Annotated in this window: 17 protein-coding genes; 8 read left to right on the plus strand and 9 right to left on the minus strand. The window is 73.9% G+C overall.

The window, feature by feature from the left end; genetic code table 11:
* The first annotated feature begins 186 nt into the window (after positions 1–186).
* The 3 genes from BKA22_RS04295 (at position 187) to BKA22_RS04305 (ending at position 1,663) form a co-directional block, all read left to right on the plus strand.
* Entirely contained in the window at positions 187–681 is a 495-nt protein-coding gene (locus tag BKA22_RS04295) for a MarR family winged helix-turn-helix transcriptional regulator (protein ID WP_146954022.1), read from the plus strand.
* Between the two features lie 5 nt (positions 682–686).
* Positions 687–1,355 carry an NAD(P)H-dependent oxidoreductase gene (locus BKA22_RS04300; RefSeq protein WP_146954023.1) on the plus strand — a complete coding sequence of 223 codons (669 nt, stop codon included), beginning with the start codon at positions 687–689 and terminating at the stop codon, positions 1,353–1,355.
* 80 nt (positions 1,356–1,435) lie between these two features.
* A complete protein-coding gene (locus BKA22_RS04305) occupies positions 1,436–1,663 on the plus strand; it encodes a hypothetical protein (protein ID WP_146954024.1) in 228 nt (75 codons plus the stop codon).
* A gap of 29 nt (positions 1,664–1,692) precedes the next feature.
* Here BKA22_RS04305 and BKA22_RS04310 read toward each other — a convergent pair whose 3' ends face one another.
* From BKA22_RS04310 to BKA22_RS04320, 3 genes are read right to left on the minus strand one after another with little or no spacing between them, the layout of a single operon-like run.
* A complete protein-coding gene (locus BKA22_RS04310; protein ID WP_146954025.1) occupies positions 1,693–3,258 on the minus strand; it encodes a DUF7059 domain-containing protein in 1,566 nt (521 codons plus the stop codon).
* Positions 3,255–3,965, minus strand: a complete 711-nt coding sequence (locus BKA22_RS04315; RefSeq protein WP_146954026.1) for an endonuclease/exonuclease/phosphatase family protein — start codon at positions 3,963–3,965, stop codon at positions 3,255–3,257. The genes BKA22_RS04310 and BKA22_RS04315 overlap by 4 nt, the downstream gene beginning before the upstream one ends.
* Before the next feature lie 16 nt (positions 3,966–3,981).
* On the minus strand, positions 3,982–6,294 hold the full coding sequence (locus BKA22_RS04320; protein WP_146954027.1) for a sodium-translocating pyrophosphatase: 2,313 nt from the start codon (positions 6,292–6,294) through the stop codon (positions 3,982–3,984).
* 207 nt (positions 6,295–6,501) lie between these two features.
* Between BKA22_RS04320 and BKA22_RS04325 the strand changes: the two genes are divergently transcribed.
* The 3 genes from BKA22_RS04325 to BKA22_RS04335 all read left to right on the plus strand — a co-directional run bounded on the left by BKA22_RS04325 (position 6,502) and on the right by BKA22_RS04335 (position 9,404).
* Entirely contained in the window at positions 6,502–7,041 is a 540-nt protein-coding gene (locus BKA22_RS04325; RefSeq protein ID WP_146954028.1) for an RNA polymerase sigma factor, read from the plus strand.
* A complete protein-coding gene (locus BKA22_RS04330) occupies positions 7,038–8,117 on the plus strand; it encodes a hypothetical protein (protein WP_146954029.1) in 1,080 nt (359 codons plus the stop codon). Before BKA22_RS04325 ends, BKA22_RS04330 begins: the two co-directional genes overlap by 4 nt.
* A 72-nt stretch (positions 8,118–8,189) precedes the next feature.
* Positions 8,190–9,404: a hypothetical protein gene (locus BKA22_RS04335; RefSeq protein WP_146954030.1), complete on the plus strand. Its 1,215-nt coding sequence runs from the start codon at positions 8,190–8,192 to the stop codon at positions 9,402–9,404.
* Between the two features lie 39 nt (positions 9,405–9,443).
* Here BKA22_RS04335 and BKA22_RS04340 read toward each other — a convergent pair whose 3' ends face one another.
* Positions 9,444–9,818, minus strand: a complete 375-nt coding sequence (locus BKA22_RS04340; protein ID WP_306458346.1) for an STAS domain-containing protein — start codon at positions 9,816–9,818, stop codon at positions 9,444–9,446.
* A 155-nt stretch (positions 9,819–9,973) separates the two neighbouring features.
* Between BKA22_RS04340 and BKA22_RS04345 the strand changes: the two genes are divergently transcribed.
* Together BKA22_RS04345 and BKA22_RS04350 are read left to right on the plus strand one after the other, a co-directional pair.
* Positions 9,974–10,585: a SigE family RNA polymerase sigma factor gene (locus BKA22_RS04345; RefSeq protein ID WP_146954031.1), complete on the plus strand. Its 612-nt coding sequence runs from the start codon at positions 9,974–9,976 to the stop codon at positions 10,583–10,585.
* On the plus strand, positions 10,582–11,970 hold the full coding sequence (locus tag BKA22_RS04350) for a hypothetical protein (RefSeq protein WP_146954032.1): 1,389 nt from the start codon (positions 10,582–10,584) through the stop codon (positions 11,968–11,970). The genes BKA22_RS04345 and BKA22_RS04350 overlap by 4 nt, the downstream gene beginning before the upstream one ends.
* Before the next feature lie 110 nt (positions 11,971–12,080).
* On the opposite strand, the gene BKA22_RS04355 is transcribed toward BKA22_RS04350, so the two are convergent.
* The 5 genes from BKA22_RS04355 to BKA22_RS04375 all read right to left on the minus strand — a co-directional run bounded on the left by BKA22_RS04355 (position 12,081) and on the right by BKA22_RS04375 (position 17,304).
* Positions 12,081–12,821, minus strand: coding sequence for an anaerobic ribonucleoside-triphosphate reductase activating protein (locus tag BKA22_RS04355; RefSeq protein WP_146954033.1), 741 nt, complete (start codon positions 12,819–12,821; stop codon positions 12,081–12,083).
* A complete protein-coding gene (locus BKA22_RS04360) occupies positions 12,818–14,722 on the minus strand; it encodes a ribonucleoside triphosphate reductase (protein WP_262926920.1) in 1,905 nt (634 codons plus the stop codon). Before BKA22_RS04360 ends, BKA22_RS04355 begins: the two co-directional genes overlap by 4 nt.
* Positions 14,723–14,930: 208 nt before the next feature.
* On the minus strand, positions 14,931–15,797 hold the full coding sequence (locus BKA22_RS04365) for a 5-oxoprolinase subunit C family protein (RefSeq protein WP_146954035.1): 867 nt from the start codon (positions 15,795–15,797) through the stop codon (positions 14,931–14,933).
* Positions 15,794–16,531 (minus strand): 5-oxoprolinase subunit B family protein, encoded by a 738-nt coding sequence (locus BKA22_RS04370; RefSeq protein WP_146954036.1) that lies wholly within the window; start codon positions 16,529–16,531, stop codon positions 15,794–15,796. Before BKA22_RS04370 ends, BKA22_RS04365 begins: the two co-directional genes overlap by 4 nt.
* Complete coding sequence (locus BKA22_RS04375; protein ID WP_146954037.1) at positions 16,528–17,304, minus strand: LamB/YcsF family protein; 777 nt, start codon at positions 17,302–17,304, stop codon at positions 16,528–16,530. The genes BKA22_RS04370 and BKA22_RS04375 overlap by 4 nt, the downstream gene beginning before the upstream one ends.
* Positions 17,305–17,322 lie beyond the last annotated feature (18 nt).

The raw sequence follows: 17,322 nt of genomic DNA on the forward strand, positions 1-17,322 counted from the left end.
ACACACGAACGGACACGGTGGATGCGGCCTCGACGGTAGGAAGAGGGTCTGGGCCGCCCGTAGCAGCGCCCTGTGCCGAACCTGTGAGGGGCGGCCCCGAGCAGGCGCCGAGGGTGACGCCGGTGCACGTGATCGTGGGTGTCAACGAGTTGACACCTCGGGTGTCAACCTGTTGACTCCGTTGCCGTGAGCGACTCCCGGCGCGGCCCCGACCACCCCCTGGGCGACCGCATCACCGTCACGCTGCACGAGCTCGTCGACGCCCTCGACGCCGACGCCGACATCCGGCTGCGCACGCTGTTCGACGTCACGCTCAGCCAGTACCTGTTCCTCGCCGTGCTCGCCGACCTCGACCGCCCCGACATCACCGAGCAGGCCCGCTGCCTGGGCGTCAGCAAGGCCGCCGTCAGCAAGCGGCTGCCCTCGTTCGTCGCGGCGGGCTGGGTGCGCACCGGGACCGACCCCGCGAACGCCCGCCGCGTCGTGCTGCACCTCACCGACACCGGCGTGCACCTCGTCGCGGACGCGGGCCGGATGCTGGAGGCCGAGTTCACGGCCATGGCCGCCCACCTGACCTCCGTCGACCTCGACGCGCTGCACCGCGAGCTCACGACCCTCCTGGCCGCCTTCCGTCCGCAGCCCGCCCTCCCCGATCCCGCCCTCCCCGAGAAGGACCGCTGAACCCCATGCCTCGCACGCTCGTCGTCATCGGCCACCCGATCCCCGGCTCCTTCAACCACGCGCTCGCCGACCGCTACGTCGCCGGCCTGCGCGCGCTGTCCCCCGAGACGCCCGAGCACGAGGTCCGCGTCGCCGACCTCGCCGCCGACCACTTCCCGCACGACCCCCGCACCGCGGCCGACGTCCGCGCACCCGAGGGCGACACCTCCCACCTGGACGACCGCATCGCCGGCTGGGTCGAGGACCTGCGCTGGGCCGACCACCTCGTGTTCTTCTTCCCGCAGTGGTGGGGCACGTACCCGGCCGTCCTCAAGGCGTTCCTCGACCGCGTGATGCTCTCCGGCGTCGCGTTCCGCCGCGGCCGCGGGCACGTCTCCGAACGCCTGCTCGGCGGCACCACGGCGCGCGTGTTCATGACGATGGACGCCCCCGTGCTGTGGAACGCCCTCGTCTACCGCAACGCCGCCGAGACCTCCCTCACGCGAGCCACCCTCACGTTCTGCGGGGTCAAGACCGTCGGCCTCACCCGCTTCGCCAAGGTGCGGTTCAGCACGCCCGAGAAGCGCGAGGCCTGGCTCGACATCGCCGAACGGCTCGGCTCGAACGACGCGGGCCTGCGGCACCGCCGACCCGCGGCCACGGCCGCCGTCGCAGTGACCGCACCCGTGGCCTGACCGCGCCGTCCGACTACTCTCGGCGCGTGCCGCCCGACAGCCGTCCGCCTGGTGAGGCCTCCGCGAGCGCGGATGCCTCGATGAGCGCAGTACCGCGCGCACGTCCCGTCGACTCGGGCGCAGCGCGGGAGCAGGTGGGGACCGGCCGCCCGCCGTGGCACCACCTGGCCCTCTGCGGCGCCGGAATGACCGTCGGCCTCGTTTCGAAGGCACTGGCCGGACCTGCGTGGCCGTTCCTGGCGACCGCACTCGCGCTCACCGCGCTCGCGGTCCACCTCGGCCTGCGACGGTACCGCCGAGAGCGCTGACCTCGCCGGCCGGAAGCCTCGCTTCCGGCTCAGGTCAGCAGGAGACCGTCGCGGACCAAGCCGCGCACGTCCGGCAGGACGTCGGCCGCGACGTCCGCCGCCGGGACCCCGAGCAGGGCGCCGAGCGCGCCGATGATCTGCCCGGCCGACAGCTCGCCGTCGCACGCGCCGACGAACCCGGCCAGGGCGGTGCCGGCCTGCACGGCACGGCCGAACCCGCCGCCCTGGCGCAGCAGCACGACCTGCGGGTCGGCCGCGCCGGGGGTCAGGTAACGCTCCTCCGTGACGTCGGGGGCGACCGTCAGGTGGGTGGCGGCGAGGGCGTCGTCGTCGAGCCGGTCGAGCGCGTCGTGCGCGGCCAGGACGGCGGAGACGACCGGACCGAGCGGCTGACGCACGGATCCGGTGACCTCCTCGAGGCGACGCAGCGTGGGCGGCCCGCTGAGCGGGCGGCGCAGCGTGACGATGCCGAAGCCGATGGCCTCGACGTCACGCGAGGCGAAGTCGTCGAGCCAGGCGCCGTAGCGGGCGTCCCACGCGGCGCGGTCGCGGTCGGGTGTCGTGCCGCCGTCGCGGATCCACGTCTCGGCGTACTGGGCGGGGTCCTGCAGCTCGCGCTGGACGACCCACGCGTCCAGGCCGGACGCCTCGACCCAGGTGCCGATGCGCTCGGACCAGTCCTCGCCGCGCCGGACCTCCCAGTTGCCGAGCAGCTGGGCGACGCCACCGGGGGCGAGCACCGCGCCGACGCCCTCGACGAGCTCGCGCACGATCGCGTCGCCCGCCTGACCGCCGTCGCGGTACTCGTAGGCGGGCACGCCCTCGACGCGCGGGGTGATGACGAACGGCGGGTTGCTGACGACGAGGTCGAACTGCTCGCCTGCGACGGGTTCGAGCATCGAGCCCAGGCGCAGGGTCAGCCGGTCGTCGCCCAGGCCGGCGAGCGCGGCGTTGAACCGGGCGAACCCGAGGGCGCGGGCGGAGATGTCCGTGCCGACGACCGCAGCCGCGTGCCGGGAGGCGTGCAGGGCCTGGATCCCGCAGCCGGTGCCGAGGTCGAGCACCCGCTCCCGCGGGTCGCGGACGGTCACCTGGGCGAGCGTGGTGGAGGCCCCGCCGACCCCGAGCACGTGGTCGGTGCGCAGCGCGCCGCCCGTGGCGAGCTCGCCGAGGTCGGAGGCGATCCACCAGTCGACGGCGCCGCCGCCGTCGAACGCGGCGTAGGGGCGCAGGTCGACGCGTGCGCGGACCTCGTCGCTGTCACCCCGGCCGGCTGCGGCGAGCAGCCCGAGCCGGACGGCACCCGCCACGCCGAGCGTGGGCAGCGCCCGGTCGACCGCGTCACGTCGCACCGAGGAACCGAGCAGGAACGCACGCACCAGGGTGGCGACCCGTTCCCCCGGCGCGTCGGCGACCAGGCCAGCGGTGGCCCGGCGGGCGGGCAGCGGCTCCTCGCGGTGCAGAGCCGCGGACGCCACGGGGCCGAGCACGTCCTCGACGCCCTCGACGGTGTACCCGACGGTGCGCAGGTCGTCGGCCAGCAGGGCGAGGGCGGCAGGGTCGGTCACGGGGTGCTGGTCGGCGGGCGCGTTCATGCGCCCATCCTCCCGTGCGCCGCGCCGGGTTCCGGGACGCGCAGGTCGACGACGAGCGGGCGGTGGTCGCTCGCCCGTTCGACCGCCGGGCCGGCGGGCACCCGGGCCGCGAGGACCTCGACGTCCGGGCCGACGAACACCACGTCGATCCGCCACCGGGGGTCCGTCGCGGGGTAGGTGGGTTCCGGTGGTGCACCGGACGCGTGGGCCGCCACCTCAGCCGCGTCGCGCAGCACCCCGCCGAGCGTCGTCCACGCCGGGCGGCCCGGCTGCTCGTTGAGGTCGCCGACCAGCACCGACGTGCCGGGAGGGACGGGTGTCAGCACGCGCGCGAGGTGAGCCTTGCGCTCGACGGCGTCGAGGCCCAGGTGCACGACCGCGACCGTGACGCCGTCGACCACCGCGGTGCAGAACCCGCGCCGCACCCGCCCCGGACGCACCGGCAGGCGCCGGGCACGACCCTGCTCCACCCGGGCCTCGGGGCGGACGAGCAGCGCGGTCGTCCGCGCGCCGCCCCCGCCGACGACGACCCGCAGCCCGACGGCCCGTGCGAAGGCCCGCAGACGCCACCTGCCTGTGAGCCCGCGTGGCGGCTCGGTCACCCCGAGCACGTCGGGTGCGAGCTCCCGCACGACCTCACGGGCCGCGTCCTCGTCGAGGTGCAGACCCTTGAGGTTGTAGGTGGCGACCCGCAGCGGACGGCTCACCGGACCCCGGCGCGGCTCACGGTCGCGGTGATCCGGCGAACGTCTCCACCGGCTCGCGCTCGAGCGCACCCTCGGCGTCGACGCGCGCGGCCCGCAGCCGCGACACGATCACCGCACCGAACGCGACCAGCGCCGCCACCACGGCGATCGACAGCCGCAGGACGTGGTTGGCATCGTCCCCCACCGAGACGCTCACGACGGCCGGGGCGATGAGCAGCGCGACGAGGTTCATCACCTTGATCAGCGGGTTGATGGCCGGTCCGGCCGTGTCCTTGAACGGGTCTCCGACGGTGTCGCCGATGACCGCCGCCGCGTGCGCCTCGGAGTTCTTGCCGCCGTACTTGCCGTCCTCGACGATCTTCTTCGCGTTGTCCCAGGCCCCGCCGGAGTTCGCGAGGAACACCGCCATGAGCACGCCCGAGCCGATCGCCCCGGCGAGGAACCCGGCCAGCGGGCCCACACCCAGGCCGAAACCGACCGCGATCGGCGCGGACGCGGCGAGCAGTCCCGGCGTCGCGAGCTCGCGCAGGGAGTCGCGGGTGCAGATGTCGACGACCTTGCCGTACTCGGGGCGGACCTCGCCGGTCATGATCCCGGGGTGCTCGCGGAACTGGCGGCGCACCTCGAACACGATCGCGCCGGCCGCGCGGGTCACGGCGTCGATCGCCAGGCCGGAGAACAGGAAGACGGTCGCCCCGCCGAGGATCACCCCGACCAGCGTGACGGGGCTGATGATCTCGTAGCTGGTCATCGCGGCGGCGATGTCGCCGCCCAGGTCGGTGCCGACCTTCGACAGCGCGGTCGTCACCGCGTCGGCGTAGGAACCGAACAGCGCGGTCGCGGCGAGCACGGCCGTGGCGATCGCGATGCCCTTGGTGACGGCCTTCGTGGTGTTGCCGACCGCGTCGAGGTCGGTGAGGATCTGCGCACCCTCGGGCGAGACGTCGCCGGACATCTCCGCGATGCCCTGCGCGTTGTCGCTGACCGGCCCGAACGTGTCCATCGCGACGATCACGCCGACCGTGGTGAGCAGCCCGCACCCTGCCAGGGCCACCAGGAACAGGGCCAGCGGCACCGAGCCGCCCGCGATGAGGAACACCCCGCAGATCGCCGCCGCGATGATGCCCGCGGTGTACACCGCCGACTCGAAGCCGACGCCGATGCCGGACAGCACGACGGTGGCCGCACCCGTCAGCGTCGTGCGGGCCACGTGCAGCGTGGGCTTGCTCGTCGTGCCGGTGAAGTAGCCGGTGACCCACAGGATGATCCCGGCGAGCACGACACCGATCGCGACCGCGGCCGACGCGACCACCCGGGGGTCGCCGCCGTGCGTCTCGAGGCCGGCCGTCGCGCCCTGGAACCCCGTGTACGTCGAGGGCAGGTAGACGAACGCGGCCACGGCCGCCAGCAGCACACCGACGAGCGCCGAGACGTAGAAGCCCCGGTTGATGGCCGTCAGCCCGCTCTCCGAGCCGCGCACGCGGGTGGTCACCACACCGAGCAGCGCGACGAACGCACCGATCGCGGTGACGATCAGCGGGAACACGAGCCCGTGCTCGCCGAACGCGGCCTTGCCGAGGATGAGGGCCGCGACCAGGGTCACGGCGTAGGACTCGAACAGGTCGGCGGCCATGCCCGCGCAGTCGCCGACGTTGTCGCCCACGTTGTCCGCGATGGTGGCCGCGTTGCGCGGGTCGTCCTCGGGGATGCCCTGCTCGACCTTGCCCACCAGGTCCGCACCCACATCGGCCGCCTTGGTGAAGATGCCCCCGCCGACCCGCATGAACATCGCCAGCAGCGCCGCGCCGAAGCCGAAGCCCTCGAGCACCGCCGGGGCGTCGCCGCGGTAGATCAGCACGACACCGGCCGCACCCAGCAGACCGAGGCCCACGACCGACATGCCGACCACACCACCGGTCCGGAACGCGATCCGCGCCCCCTCGGCCCGACCGCCGGGCCCGGACGCCGCAGCGGCCACACGCACGTTCGCGCGCGTCGCCAACCACATGCCCAGGAACCCGATCGACGCCGAGAAACCCGCTCCGACCAGGAAGAAGAGCGAACGACCGATCTTCACCCCGGAGTCGCCCGGCAGCAGGAACAGCAGACCGAAGACCACGACCGCGAACAGCGCCAACGTGCGGAACTGCCGACGCAGGTACGCCGACGCGCCCTCCTGCACCGCGCGGGCGATCTCCTGCATCGACGCCGTGCCCTCGCCTGCGGCCAGCACCTGCCGGCGCAGCACGGCCGCGACGACCAGGGACGCGAGCCCGACGGCGGCGATGACGGTGACGATCGTGATGCTCGTGGAACCCAGCTCGAGCATGCGTCCTCCTCGAACGGCGGCACGGGCCCCCGACCCTGCCTGCCCGGACAGCCCCGTTGCTGCCGGAAGGTCGCAGTGTAGCCAGGGGCGCACCGACGCACCTCGGGCGCGCGACCAACGTTTCGCCCCCCTCGTGCGTCTTGGTGGGTGAGGCTCCACCGGGGCGCTCGACCAGGCAGGGCCGACGACGAGGACGGGTGCGGGCACATGGCGCAGTGGGAGGACGTGCTCGGCGCGCTCGTCCAGGTGCGTGGTCGCGCTCTCGTCCGGTACGCCACCCTGCTGACCGGGGACGAGCGTGCAGCCGAGGACCTCGTGCAGGACGCGCTCGTGCGGTGCTTCGGCCAGGGACGCCCGCTGCGCGAGGTCGCCGCCGCAGAGGCGTACGTGCGCCGGACCGTGCTGACGATCTTCCTCGACGGACGCCGGCGCACCGTGCGGTGGGACGGCCTGCGCCACCTGCTCGCCCGCGACGAGACGACCGCCGACCACGAACCTGCGGTGACCATCCGCGTCGACGTGCACTCCGCGCTCGCGACCCTGCGCCCCCGGCTGCGCGCGTGCGTCGTCCTGCGGTTCTACGACGACCTCACGGTGCCCGAGATCGCCCGACGGCTCGACCTGTCCGACGGCACCGTCAAGAGATACCTGTCCGACGCGATCGCGCAGCTCGAGACGGTCCTCGGACCGTTGCCCGACGCGCACGACGAGGACGTCCACCTGATCGCGAACGGAGGCACGCGATGACCATCGACCTGACCCGCACGCTGCACGACACCGTCGACGGCGGCGCCGGTGGCCACGCCGACGAGACGGGCATCGGGATCGACCTGGCCACCCTGACCACCCGGGTCCGACGTCGGCGCACGCGCCGCGCGGTCGTCCGGGGCGCGGTGGGTGCGGGGGCTGCGGGCGCGTTCGCGTTCGCGGGTGTACAGGTCGTCGGGCGCAGGGGGCCTGACGACGTGTTGCCCGCGGCGAACCCGTCCGCAGCCCCCGGGACCTGCGGGTCGGACATCGGGGAGCTGACTGTCTCGAGCACGAACGAGGCGTTCCTGGCCGTCGCCTCGCCTACGGCATCCGAGACGACGCCCACCGAGGAGACGTTCGGGGCGGACCCCCAGCCGCTCGCGGGTCGCTCCTTGACCGCCACACTCCACGAAGTGCCACGCGGCGCAGTGGCAGACACGGCAGTGGGGGTGTCGCGGATCGTCGCCACCGATGCCGAGGGGACCGTTGTCGGGAGGCAGGTCGTACCGAGTCCAGAGGTGGGTAACGCCGTGATTCTCATGGACCCCGCGTCCGGAGCAGTCCAGACGGTCGTCACGCTCGGCGACGTGCTGACGGTGTGCGCTCCGGGCCTCGACGCCGGTAGCACCCCACTGCCCGACGGCGTGTACGCGCTCTATGCGCTCAGCGCGCCGACGGCCGCCGGCACCCCGGAGATCCTGGGCGGGCCGTGGGGGCTCGGGCTCGAGCCTGCGTTGTCCGCGCTCACCGACCTTCCGTCGGACTACCCGGCCGCTGAGGTCCCGGTTGTCGGAGAGTCGGTGGTCACGGCCGTGGCCACGCGTGGGTCGAACCCCGGTTGGCTCGTCCAGACCGAGACCGACAGCGTCGGGGCTCTCGATGCCGCTGTGAACGCACTCGTGGCGGCCGGTGGCCGGAGCGTCGACACGATGACCATGTCGGCGGACCAGCTCACGACCCTCGTCGTCAACAAGTCCCAGGTCGTCACCACCGCGAACTGGGAGGTCGCTCTCCGCCAGGTCACGGACGAGGAGGGCAAGACGCTGCTGCAGTACCAGCTCGAGCCGCGCTGACCGGTCGCGGAGCGCCCGCCATCGGAGTCGGGTACAACGGAGGCCAGGGCGCGGCTCGAGCGAGGGGGACCGATGGCCGTCCGTCGTGGTGCCGTGGTGACCGTGCTCGTCGTCCTGCTCGCCGGGACGGGCATCGGGGCCTCGCTCGTCGTGCTGACGCGCACGCCGGGAGGTGACGCCTCGGGCGACTGGCCCGCGCAGTTCCTGCGCTGCGGGCAGGCGGCCGACGACCTGGCCCGCGACACCGGGTCGGTGCGGCTCGACCTGACCGCAGCACCCGCACGGATCGCGCCCGGCGACCCGTGGACGGCGACCACCACAGCGACCGTGACCTCGGGCGACGAGGCGTGGGTCGTGGGCACCGACGTGTCGTTCATGCAGGACGGCGTGGTCGTCGCCGTGCAGGACGGGCCGCAGGTGCTGCGGCCGTCGGACGCACTCACGGAGGGGCCGTCCGCCGACCCGGACGGCGTGCGCCCGGACCCCGTGACTCAGCTGTCGGTGGACCTGCTGACCTGCGAGGAGTACCTGCACGGCAGCACGCAGCACCCGCTGGAGGCCGGGACGTACGAGGTGCTGGTCACGCAGACGCTCGGGGTGCAGGACGACGCGGGCGGCGTCGCGACGATCGCCGTCGCCAGCGCGCGCACACGCGTCGTCGTGAGCGCCGAGGCGGCCACGCCGACCGACGAGCCGGGCACCACCCCGTCGACCGACGTCACCGCGACCCGGCCGGACGTGCTGCCCGTGCCCGGCGGACCGGCCGACGCGCTCTTCGCCTGCGGCTCCCCCGCGCCCACCTCCACCGCCGGGCTGCCGGACGCGGCCGGGCTCACGCTCACCGCCGACGTGCCCGCCGCGCAGTGGGTCGGGGGCTCGACCCCGTTCACGGTCACCCTCGGCACCGACGACGGCTCGACCGTGCTCGCCAACGCCCCGCTCGGCGGCACCCTCGCGCTCGCCGACGCCACCGGGGACGTGGTCGCGTTCGTCGGCCCCTCACGGGCGGACGTCGACCTGGTGGAGATCGGCCCGGGCAGCACCACCCTGCTCGACGCCACGGACGCCGACGGCGGCACGCAGGTCGCCGTCTGCCTGCCCGACGGGTCGGCCGTCACCAAGGCCGAGGCCCCGACCGTCGGGCTGCCTGACGGCACCTACACGGCCTGGGCGTTCGCGCAGGTGCTGCCCAAGGAGGTCACCGACGCCGACGGGCTCACCACCACACCGCCGGCGGACCTGCTGGTCGTCGTCGCCGAGCCCGTGCGGATCACGCTCGCCCGCTGAGCGCCGCCCGACGGACGACCCGGCTCGGGGGGCGTCGGATCAGGCCAGCGCGTCCTCGAGCGTGCGGTGCACGGTGAACACCTGGTCGAGCGCCGTCAGCTGGAAGAGCCGCAGCAGACGCTCCGTGTCGACCACCAGCTCGAGCCGTCCGCCGACCGTCCGCACCTTCTTCAAGGTGCCGACGAGCACGCCCAGACCCGTGGAGTCCATGAACGCGACCGCCCGCAGGTCCACGACCAGGTCCGTGCGATCCTCGTCGAGCAGCAGCCCGAGCCGGTCGCGCAACGCGTCCGCCGAGGACACGTCGATCTCGCCCGACACCGTGACGACTGTCCGGTCGTCGACGTCCTCGCTGGTCACGTGCACCGTCACCATGGCGTACCCCCGTCGGCCCGGTCGGATCCCTGCGGGCATCTAAGCACGCACGCCCCTCCCGCCCCGCTGCCGCGCGCCGTGACCCGCCCGACCCGCCGCACTCCTACCCCAACCGAACGGCCGACCTGGTCGTCCTGTTGGATGAGCGCGCACGACGACCCGTCGGCGCACACCGGTGGGGGCGGAAGGCGACGATGACGGACTGGGGAGGCCAGCTCGACCAGCTGGTCAGGCAGCGGGGCGACGCCCTGCTCAGGTACGCCTGGCTGCTCACCGGAGACGCCTCCGCGGCCGAGGAGATCGTCCAGGACGCGCTCGTCGGGGTGATGACGCGCAACGGCAACCTGCGCGACCCGGGTGCCGTCGAGGGCTACGTGCGACGGGCGATCCTGTCCCGGTACGTCGACGGGTACCGACGCCGGCGCCGATGGGTGGGTGTGCGCCACCTCCTCGTGGCACCTCCCAGCACGGGCAGCGCCGCGGACGACGTCGACGCGCGCACCGACGTCGTGGCAGCGCTCGCGGTCCTCGCACCCCGGGTGCGGGCCTGCGTGGTGCTGCGCTACTACGAGGACCTGTCCGTCGCCGAGACCGCCGACCAGCTCGGGCTGTCCGTCGGCACGGTCAAGCGCTACACCAGCGACGGGATCCGCGCACTCGAACGTGTCCTCGGCCCGGTCCGGAGCGCGAGCGACCACGACACCGTCACGGTCACCGCGACCGGAGGACCAGCCCGACCGGCACCTCCCGGCGGCGACGCCGACGGGACCCCGCAGCACCCGGAGACCCCGAGGAGCGCACGATGAGCGTCGACCTGTCCCGCGCCCTGCGCGACGCTGCCGACCGTGCCCCGCTGCGCGGGCTCGACGGCCAGAGCCTCGCCGACCGGATCCACCGTCGGCGCACCGTGCGCACCACCGCACGGGCCGCGCTCGGCGTCGGTCTGGTCGGCGCCGTCGTGGTGGCGGCCGTGCACCTCAACGGCCTCGACGGACGGGTCCACCCCGTCCCTCCCGCGGTGCCGACCTCGAGCCCGGGACCGACCTCGACACCGACGGCGAGCCCGAGCCCCACGCCCACCACCACGCCGACGGTGCTCCCCGTCGGCGACCCGACCCGGCCCTTCGGCGCCTGCGGTGCCGAGGTCACGGCCGAACCGCAGGACCCCGTCGACGACCGCTTCGACATCGTGGCGGAGCTGGGGGCAGCCTCGCTCGAGGCGGGCCGGCCGCTCACGTACCAGGGTTCCATCGGCGCCGACGTCGAGCACCCCGCGGCCGTCCCCTCGGCCGGTCCCCGGCTCGCCGTCTCCCGTGACGGCGTCGTCGTCGCGACGATCGAACCGGCCGACGACGACACACCCGCCTGGGAGCGGCGGCTCGGCGCGGGCCTCGAGGTCGAGATCCACGCACGCGCCGCGCAGCTCAGCGTCTGCGACGCCGGGCAGCAGGGCGTGAGCGTCGGCCACGCCCTGCCGGCGGGCGAGTACGAGGTCCAGCCCTGGGCACGCGTCAGCGTCCTCGAGTCGTCGGACGCAACCTCCCTCGAGGCTCTCGACGACGCCGGGTTCGACCAGCTCGTCCGCGACCAGGGCAGCCTGCGAACCGTCCTCGGGACGCCGGTCCCGCTCCTGATCACGGGCGCCGCCGACCTGCCCGTGCAGGTTCCGCAGCCCGCGCTGGACCTGACCCCGGCCGCTGCGGCGCCCGCCTGCGGTGGCCCTGCACCGACCGCGCCGGGCCGCGCCGCAGGTCTGAGTCTCGCGCTGGTGCCGAACGCTCCGCCGGTCGGCGAGGTCGGGCGCGAGGTGCCGGTCGACGCCCAGGCGGCGCTCATCTACGACGGACCTGGTCAGCTGCGCGCCCTGCTCGACCTCTGGGTGACCTACTGGATCGTGCAGGACGGTGTCGTGGTCGGGTCGACCTGGGTCCAGACGGACGCGTCCACGGTGCGGCTGGCCATGGACGGCGGGGTCCCCCACCCGCTCGACGCCAACCCGCTCACCCTCACCGCCTGCTCCGAGGCTGGGCCCAGCGACGTGCCACTCCCCGCCGGGACCTACACGGTCTACCCGTCCGTGTGGACGCTCAGCCTGCAGGTCCACGCCGCCGGCCGGACTCACGACGTCCAGCCGCTCAGTTCCGAGCCGGGGATGGTGCTCGGCGCACCGTTCACGGTGACGGTCGGGTAGCCGGGCCGCCGATCACCGACAACGGTGTCACCTCCCGGGTGGCAACCGACGGTGGGGCGACCTCCCGGAGCCCGGGCAGCCGTGGCGCACGCAGCTCCGGGCCGGCTCGGTCAGGCACCCTCGCCGCGTGCGGCGGTGAGGGCCGCGCGGTAGTCCTCGCTGGTGCCGTCGGGTCGGACCTCCTGCAGCACGTGGTCGCGCACGCCCAGGTCGGCCAGGACCGCGGTGAGCTCGGTGACGTCGTCCGGCCCGAGCACCGTGGGGTCGACCGTCGTGCGGACCTGCACCTCGACGCCGGAGTCGAGCACGAGCCGCAGCGAGGCGAACGCCCTGTCGGCGGTGGTGGTCGGTCGGCCGACCTGGGTGATCGCCCGGTACAGGTGCGCGGGGGCCTTGACGTCGAAGCCGACCCAGTCGACGTGCGGCAGCACGGCGGCCAGCCGTCCCGGGTAGGCGCCCGAGGTGTGCAGGCCGACGCCGAACCCCCTCGCCCGGACCTGCTGCGCGGCGTCGACCAGGCCCGCCTGCCGGGTCGGCTCACCCCCGGACAGCACGAGGCCGTCGAGCAGGCCGTGCCTGCGGTCGAGCAGGCCGGTCACGTCGGACCACGGCACGACGCCGGGCGTGCGGGGGTCGAGGATCGCCACGTTGTGGCAGTAGGTGCACCGCCACGGGCAGCCCTGCAGGAACGCCGTCGCGACGAGCCTGCCCGGCCAGTCGCAGGACGACATCGCCGTCAGACCGGCGATCGCGAGGTCGTCGGCGCAGGGCGGTCGTACCTGCGGGCGTACCGACGGCCCGGCGAGCGGGAGGGCGCGCGCCGAGCCGTCGGGGGTCAGGGTCCCGGTCATCCCACCGTCGCGGGCTCGTCGGAGGTCAGAACGGCCGGCTCGACGTCGAGGGCGCAGGCGGACTCCTGGAACGGGGTGCGCTCGGCGTGCTCGCCCTTCTTGCCCACGTTGAACGAGCTGACCGGCCGGTGGTAGCCCATGACGCGGGTCCACACCTCGCACGCGACCGGTGCGGCGTCCGGGTGCTGCTGCGCGCAGCGCGGGCAGGTCGGGTGCTCGCCGGCCAGGTAGCCGTGGTTCGGGCAGATCGAGAACGTCGGCGTGATCGTCAGGTACGGCAGCCGGAACGTCGACAGCGACCGCTTGACCAGCTCGCGCGCGGCATCCGGGCTGGACAGGCGCTCGGACATGTACAGGTGCAGCACCGTGCCGCCCGTGTACTTGGTCTGCAGCTCGTCCTGCCGGGCGAGGGCCTCGAACGGGTCGTCGGTGAAGCCGACGGGCAGCTGCGAGGAGTTCGTGTAGTACGGCTGGTCGGCCGTACCTGCCTGCAGGATCTGCGGGTACCGCTTGAGGTCCTCCTTGGCGAACCGGTACGTGGTGCCCTCGGCCGGCGTGGCCTCCAGGTTGTACAGGTGGCCGGTCTCCTCCTGGAACTCGACCATGCGGGCGCGCACGTGGTCGAGCAGCCGCACGGCCATCGCGTGGCCCTGCGGGTCGGTCAGGTCGTAGGCGTCGCCGGAGAAGTTGCGGATCATCTCGTTGAGGCCGTTGACGCCGATCGTCGAGAAGTGGTTCTCCAGGGTGCCCAGATAGCGACGCGTGTACGGGAACAGCCCGTCGTCGATGAGCTTCTGGATGACCTCACGCTTGAGCTCGAGCGACGTCCGGGCCAGGCCGAGCAGCGCGTCGAGCGCGGTCAGCAGCGCCGCCTCGTCGCCGGTGTGCAGGTAGCCCAGGCGGGCGCAGTTGATCGTCACCACACCCAGCGACCCCGTCTGCTCCGCGGAGCCGAACAGGCCGTTGCCGCGCTTGAGCAGCTCGCGCAGGTCCAGCTGCAGACGGCAGCACATCGAGCGCACGTCGCCCGGGCTCATCTCGGAGTTGAGGAAGTTCTGGAAGTACGGCAGCCCGTACTTGGCGGTCATCGCGAACAGCCGGTCGGCGTTCGGCGAGTGCCAGTCGAAGTCGTGCGTGATGTTGTACGTCGGGATCGGGAACGTGAACACCCGACCCGAGGCGTCACCGGTGGTCATCACCTCGATGTACGCGCGGTTGATCATGTCCATCTCGGCCTGCAGGTCGCCGTACGTGAAGTCGCACGGCTCGTCCGCGACGAACGGCACCTGGTCCTTGAGGTCGTCCGGGCACACCCAGTCGAACGTCAGGTTCGTGAACGGTGTCTGCGTGCCCCAACGCGAGGGCACGTTGAGGTTGTAGATCAGCTCCTGGATGCACTGCTGCACCTGCTCGTAGCTCAGCCCGTCGAGCCGCACGTACGGCGCCATGAACGTGTCGAACGAGCTGAACGCCTGCGCGCCCGCCCACTCGTTCTGCATCGTGCCGAGGAAGTTGACGATCTGGCCGACGGCCGCGCTGAAGTGCTTGGGCGCCCGCGCCTCGACCTTGCCGGGGACCCCGTTGAGGCCCTCCTGCAGCAGGGTGCGCAGCGACCAGCCGGCGCAGTAGCCCGAGAGCATGTCGAGGTCGTGGATGTGCAGGTCGCCGTTGCGGTGCGCCTGCCCGACGGCCTCCGGGTAGACGTGGCTGAGCCAGTAGTTGGCGATGACCTTGCCGGAGGTGTTGAGGATCAGCCCGCCGAGCGAGTAGCCCTGGTTCGCGTTGGCGTTGACGCGCCAGTCGCTGCGGTCGAGGTACTCGTCGATCGACGACCCGACCTCGACGACGACCTGATCGGACATGGCGCTCCTTCGACGGTGCTCGGTTCTCGGCGGTGAGATGTCACGATCTGTCCGTTGTGCGGGCCCCCGGACCTCGACCACAACATGTTGTGGTCGGCTTCGCGACGACGAACCAGATGTGCCAATTTCTATGCCCGTCGCGCACGACGGCCCGGGACGAACGTCCCGGGCGCGCCGACCCTCCCCCGCCGCACCTGCGTGGCCGCGTGGCCAGATCCGCGAAGTCCGCGGCGTGTCGCTGTCGACATCACCCGCGCACGAACCGCACCGGCTCCCCGGGACGCAGCTGACCCAGCAGACCGAGCGCGCAGGAGCGCACGACCGCCACCACCGGGTACCCGCCCGTGACCGGGTGGTCCACACCGAACACCACCGGCCGACCGTCCGGCGGCACCTGCACCGCACCGGGCACCAGACCCTCCGACGGCAGCTCACGGCCCGCCGTGCGCGGCGCCCGCCGGACGACCGGACCCTCCAGACGCAGCGCCACCCGGTCGCTGGCCGGGGTCACCTGGTAGCGCACCGCGCCGCACAGCACCGCGAGCGCGTCCTCGACGAACCAGTCCGCCCGCGGACCCGGCAGCACCGGGAGCACGGCCTCGTCGGCACGGGGCCGGACCGCGGCGACGTCCACGAACGGCAGCGACGCCGGCGACGGGCCCACCGGCAGGACGTCCCCGACACGCACCGGCGACGGACCGAGCCCCGCCGGCAGGTCCGTCGACCGCGACCCGAGGACCTCCGGCACCGCCACGCCACCCCGCACCGCGACATACGTGCGCAGCCCGCGGACCGGGGCGCCGACCCGCAGCACCGCACCCTCCGAGACCTCGACCGGCGCATGCATCCCCACCCGCACGCGGTCCACCCACACCGCGACCGGCGCACCCGCGAGCGCCACCGTGACCGGACCGAGCGCCCGCAACCGCAGGCCGCCGAGCAGCACCTCCAGGCCCGCCGCATCCTGCGGGTTCGCGACCAGGCGGTTCGCCAGCCGCAGCGCGTCGAGGTCCGCCGCACCCGAGCGCCCCACACCGACGTGCGCCCAGCCCGGGCGGCCCGCGTCCTGCACGAGCGTGCGCAGGCCCGGCTCGACGACCTCCAGCGCGGTCACGGCGCTGCCCCCTCGACCCGGTCGTCCACCGCGACGAACCGGACCCGGGAACCGGGCGGGAGCAGAGCCGGAGGCTCACGATCGACGTCGAAGAGCACGGTCGGGCACCGGCCGAGCAGCCGCCACCCCCCGGGGCTCGCCGCCGGGTACACCGCGCTGAACTCGTCGGCCACCGCGACCGCCCCCGCCGGGACCCGTTCGCGCGGCGTCGCCAGCCGCGGCACGCGCAACCGCGGGTCCAGACCCGTCAGGTACGCGAAGCCCGGCATGAACCCGCCGAACGCCACCGTGTACTCCGGCGCCAGGTGCCGCGCGACGACCTCCTCGACCGACAGGTCGACCAGATCGGCCACCTCCCGCAGGTCCGCGCCGTCGTACCGGACGGGCAGCTCGACGAGTCGCGGGCCCGTGACCGCCTCGATGTCCGCACCCCGGTCGATCCCGTCCCAGACCTGCAGGACCCGGGCGGCCAGCGCCGTGAGGTCGACACCCGGACGCGTGCGCAGCAGCACCGTCCGCGCCGCCGGCACGACGTCCAGCACCGCACGGACCGATGCGTCGGCCGGTCCGTCGGCGTGTCCGTCGGCGTGCCCGTCCGCCGACGCGACCGCGCGCGCACCCGCGATCGCGGCCGTGAGTGCCGCGTCGAGCAGGCGGACCGCCGCCAGGTCCGGCAGGTCGACCAGCAACGCCTCGTCGCCGTACGGGCGCACCACCGGTCGGGTGCCGGTCATCGCGCCGCGAACGCGGTCACGTCGACGCCGGCCGCCGTCAGAGCCGACCGGACCCCGCGGGCCAGGTCGACCGCGCCCGGCGTGTCGGAGTGCACGCAGACCGACCCCGCTGCGAGGCGCACATCGGTGCCGCCGTCGGCCGTGACGACACCCTCGAGCACCAGCCGCACCACCCGGCGCGCGACCTCGTCCGGGTCCGTGAGCACCGCGCCCGGCAACCCGCGCGGCACCAGCGTGCCGTCCGCCCGGTAGCCCCGGTCGGCGAACGCCTCGGCCACCGTGGGCAGGCCTCGCTCCTCCGCCAGGCGCAGCACGACCGAGCCCGGGAGGCCGACGACGGGCAGCGTGGCGTCGACCGCCGCGATCGCGTCGACCACCGCCTGCGCCTGCTCCTCGTGGTGCACGATCGCGTTGTACAGCGCCCCGTGCGGCTTGACGTACGAGACCCTGCCGCCCGCCGCCCGGGCCAACGCCTCCAGCGCACCGATCTGGTAGACGACCTCGGCCCGCAGCACGTCGGCCGGCACGTCCAGGAACCGACGACCGAAGCCCGCCAGGTCCCGGTACGCCACGTGCGCCCCGACCTGCACCCCTCGGGCGACCGCCGCCTCGCACGTGGCCCCCATCAGCACCGGGTCACCGGCATGGAACCCGCAGGCCACGTTCGCGCTGGTCACCACATCGAGCAGCGCCGTGTCCGCGCCGGGTTCGCCCAGGCTCCAGGCACCGAAGCCCTCGCCGAGGTCGCAGTTGAGGTCGATCCGCCCACGCATGCCCCGATCTTCCCCCCA

The sequence above is a fragment of the Cellulomonas soli genome (genome assembly GCF_013409305.1).
GTDB classification, from domain to species: domain Bacteria; phylum Actinomycetota; class Actinomycetes; order Actinomycetales; family Cellulomonadaceae; genus Cellulomonas; species Cellulomonas soli.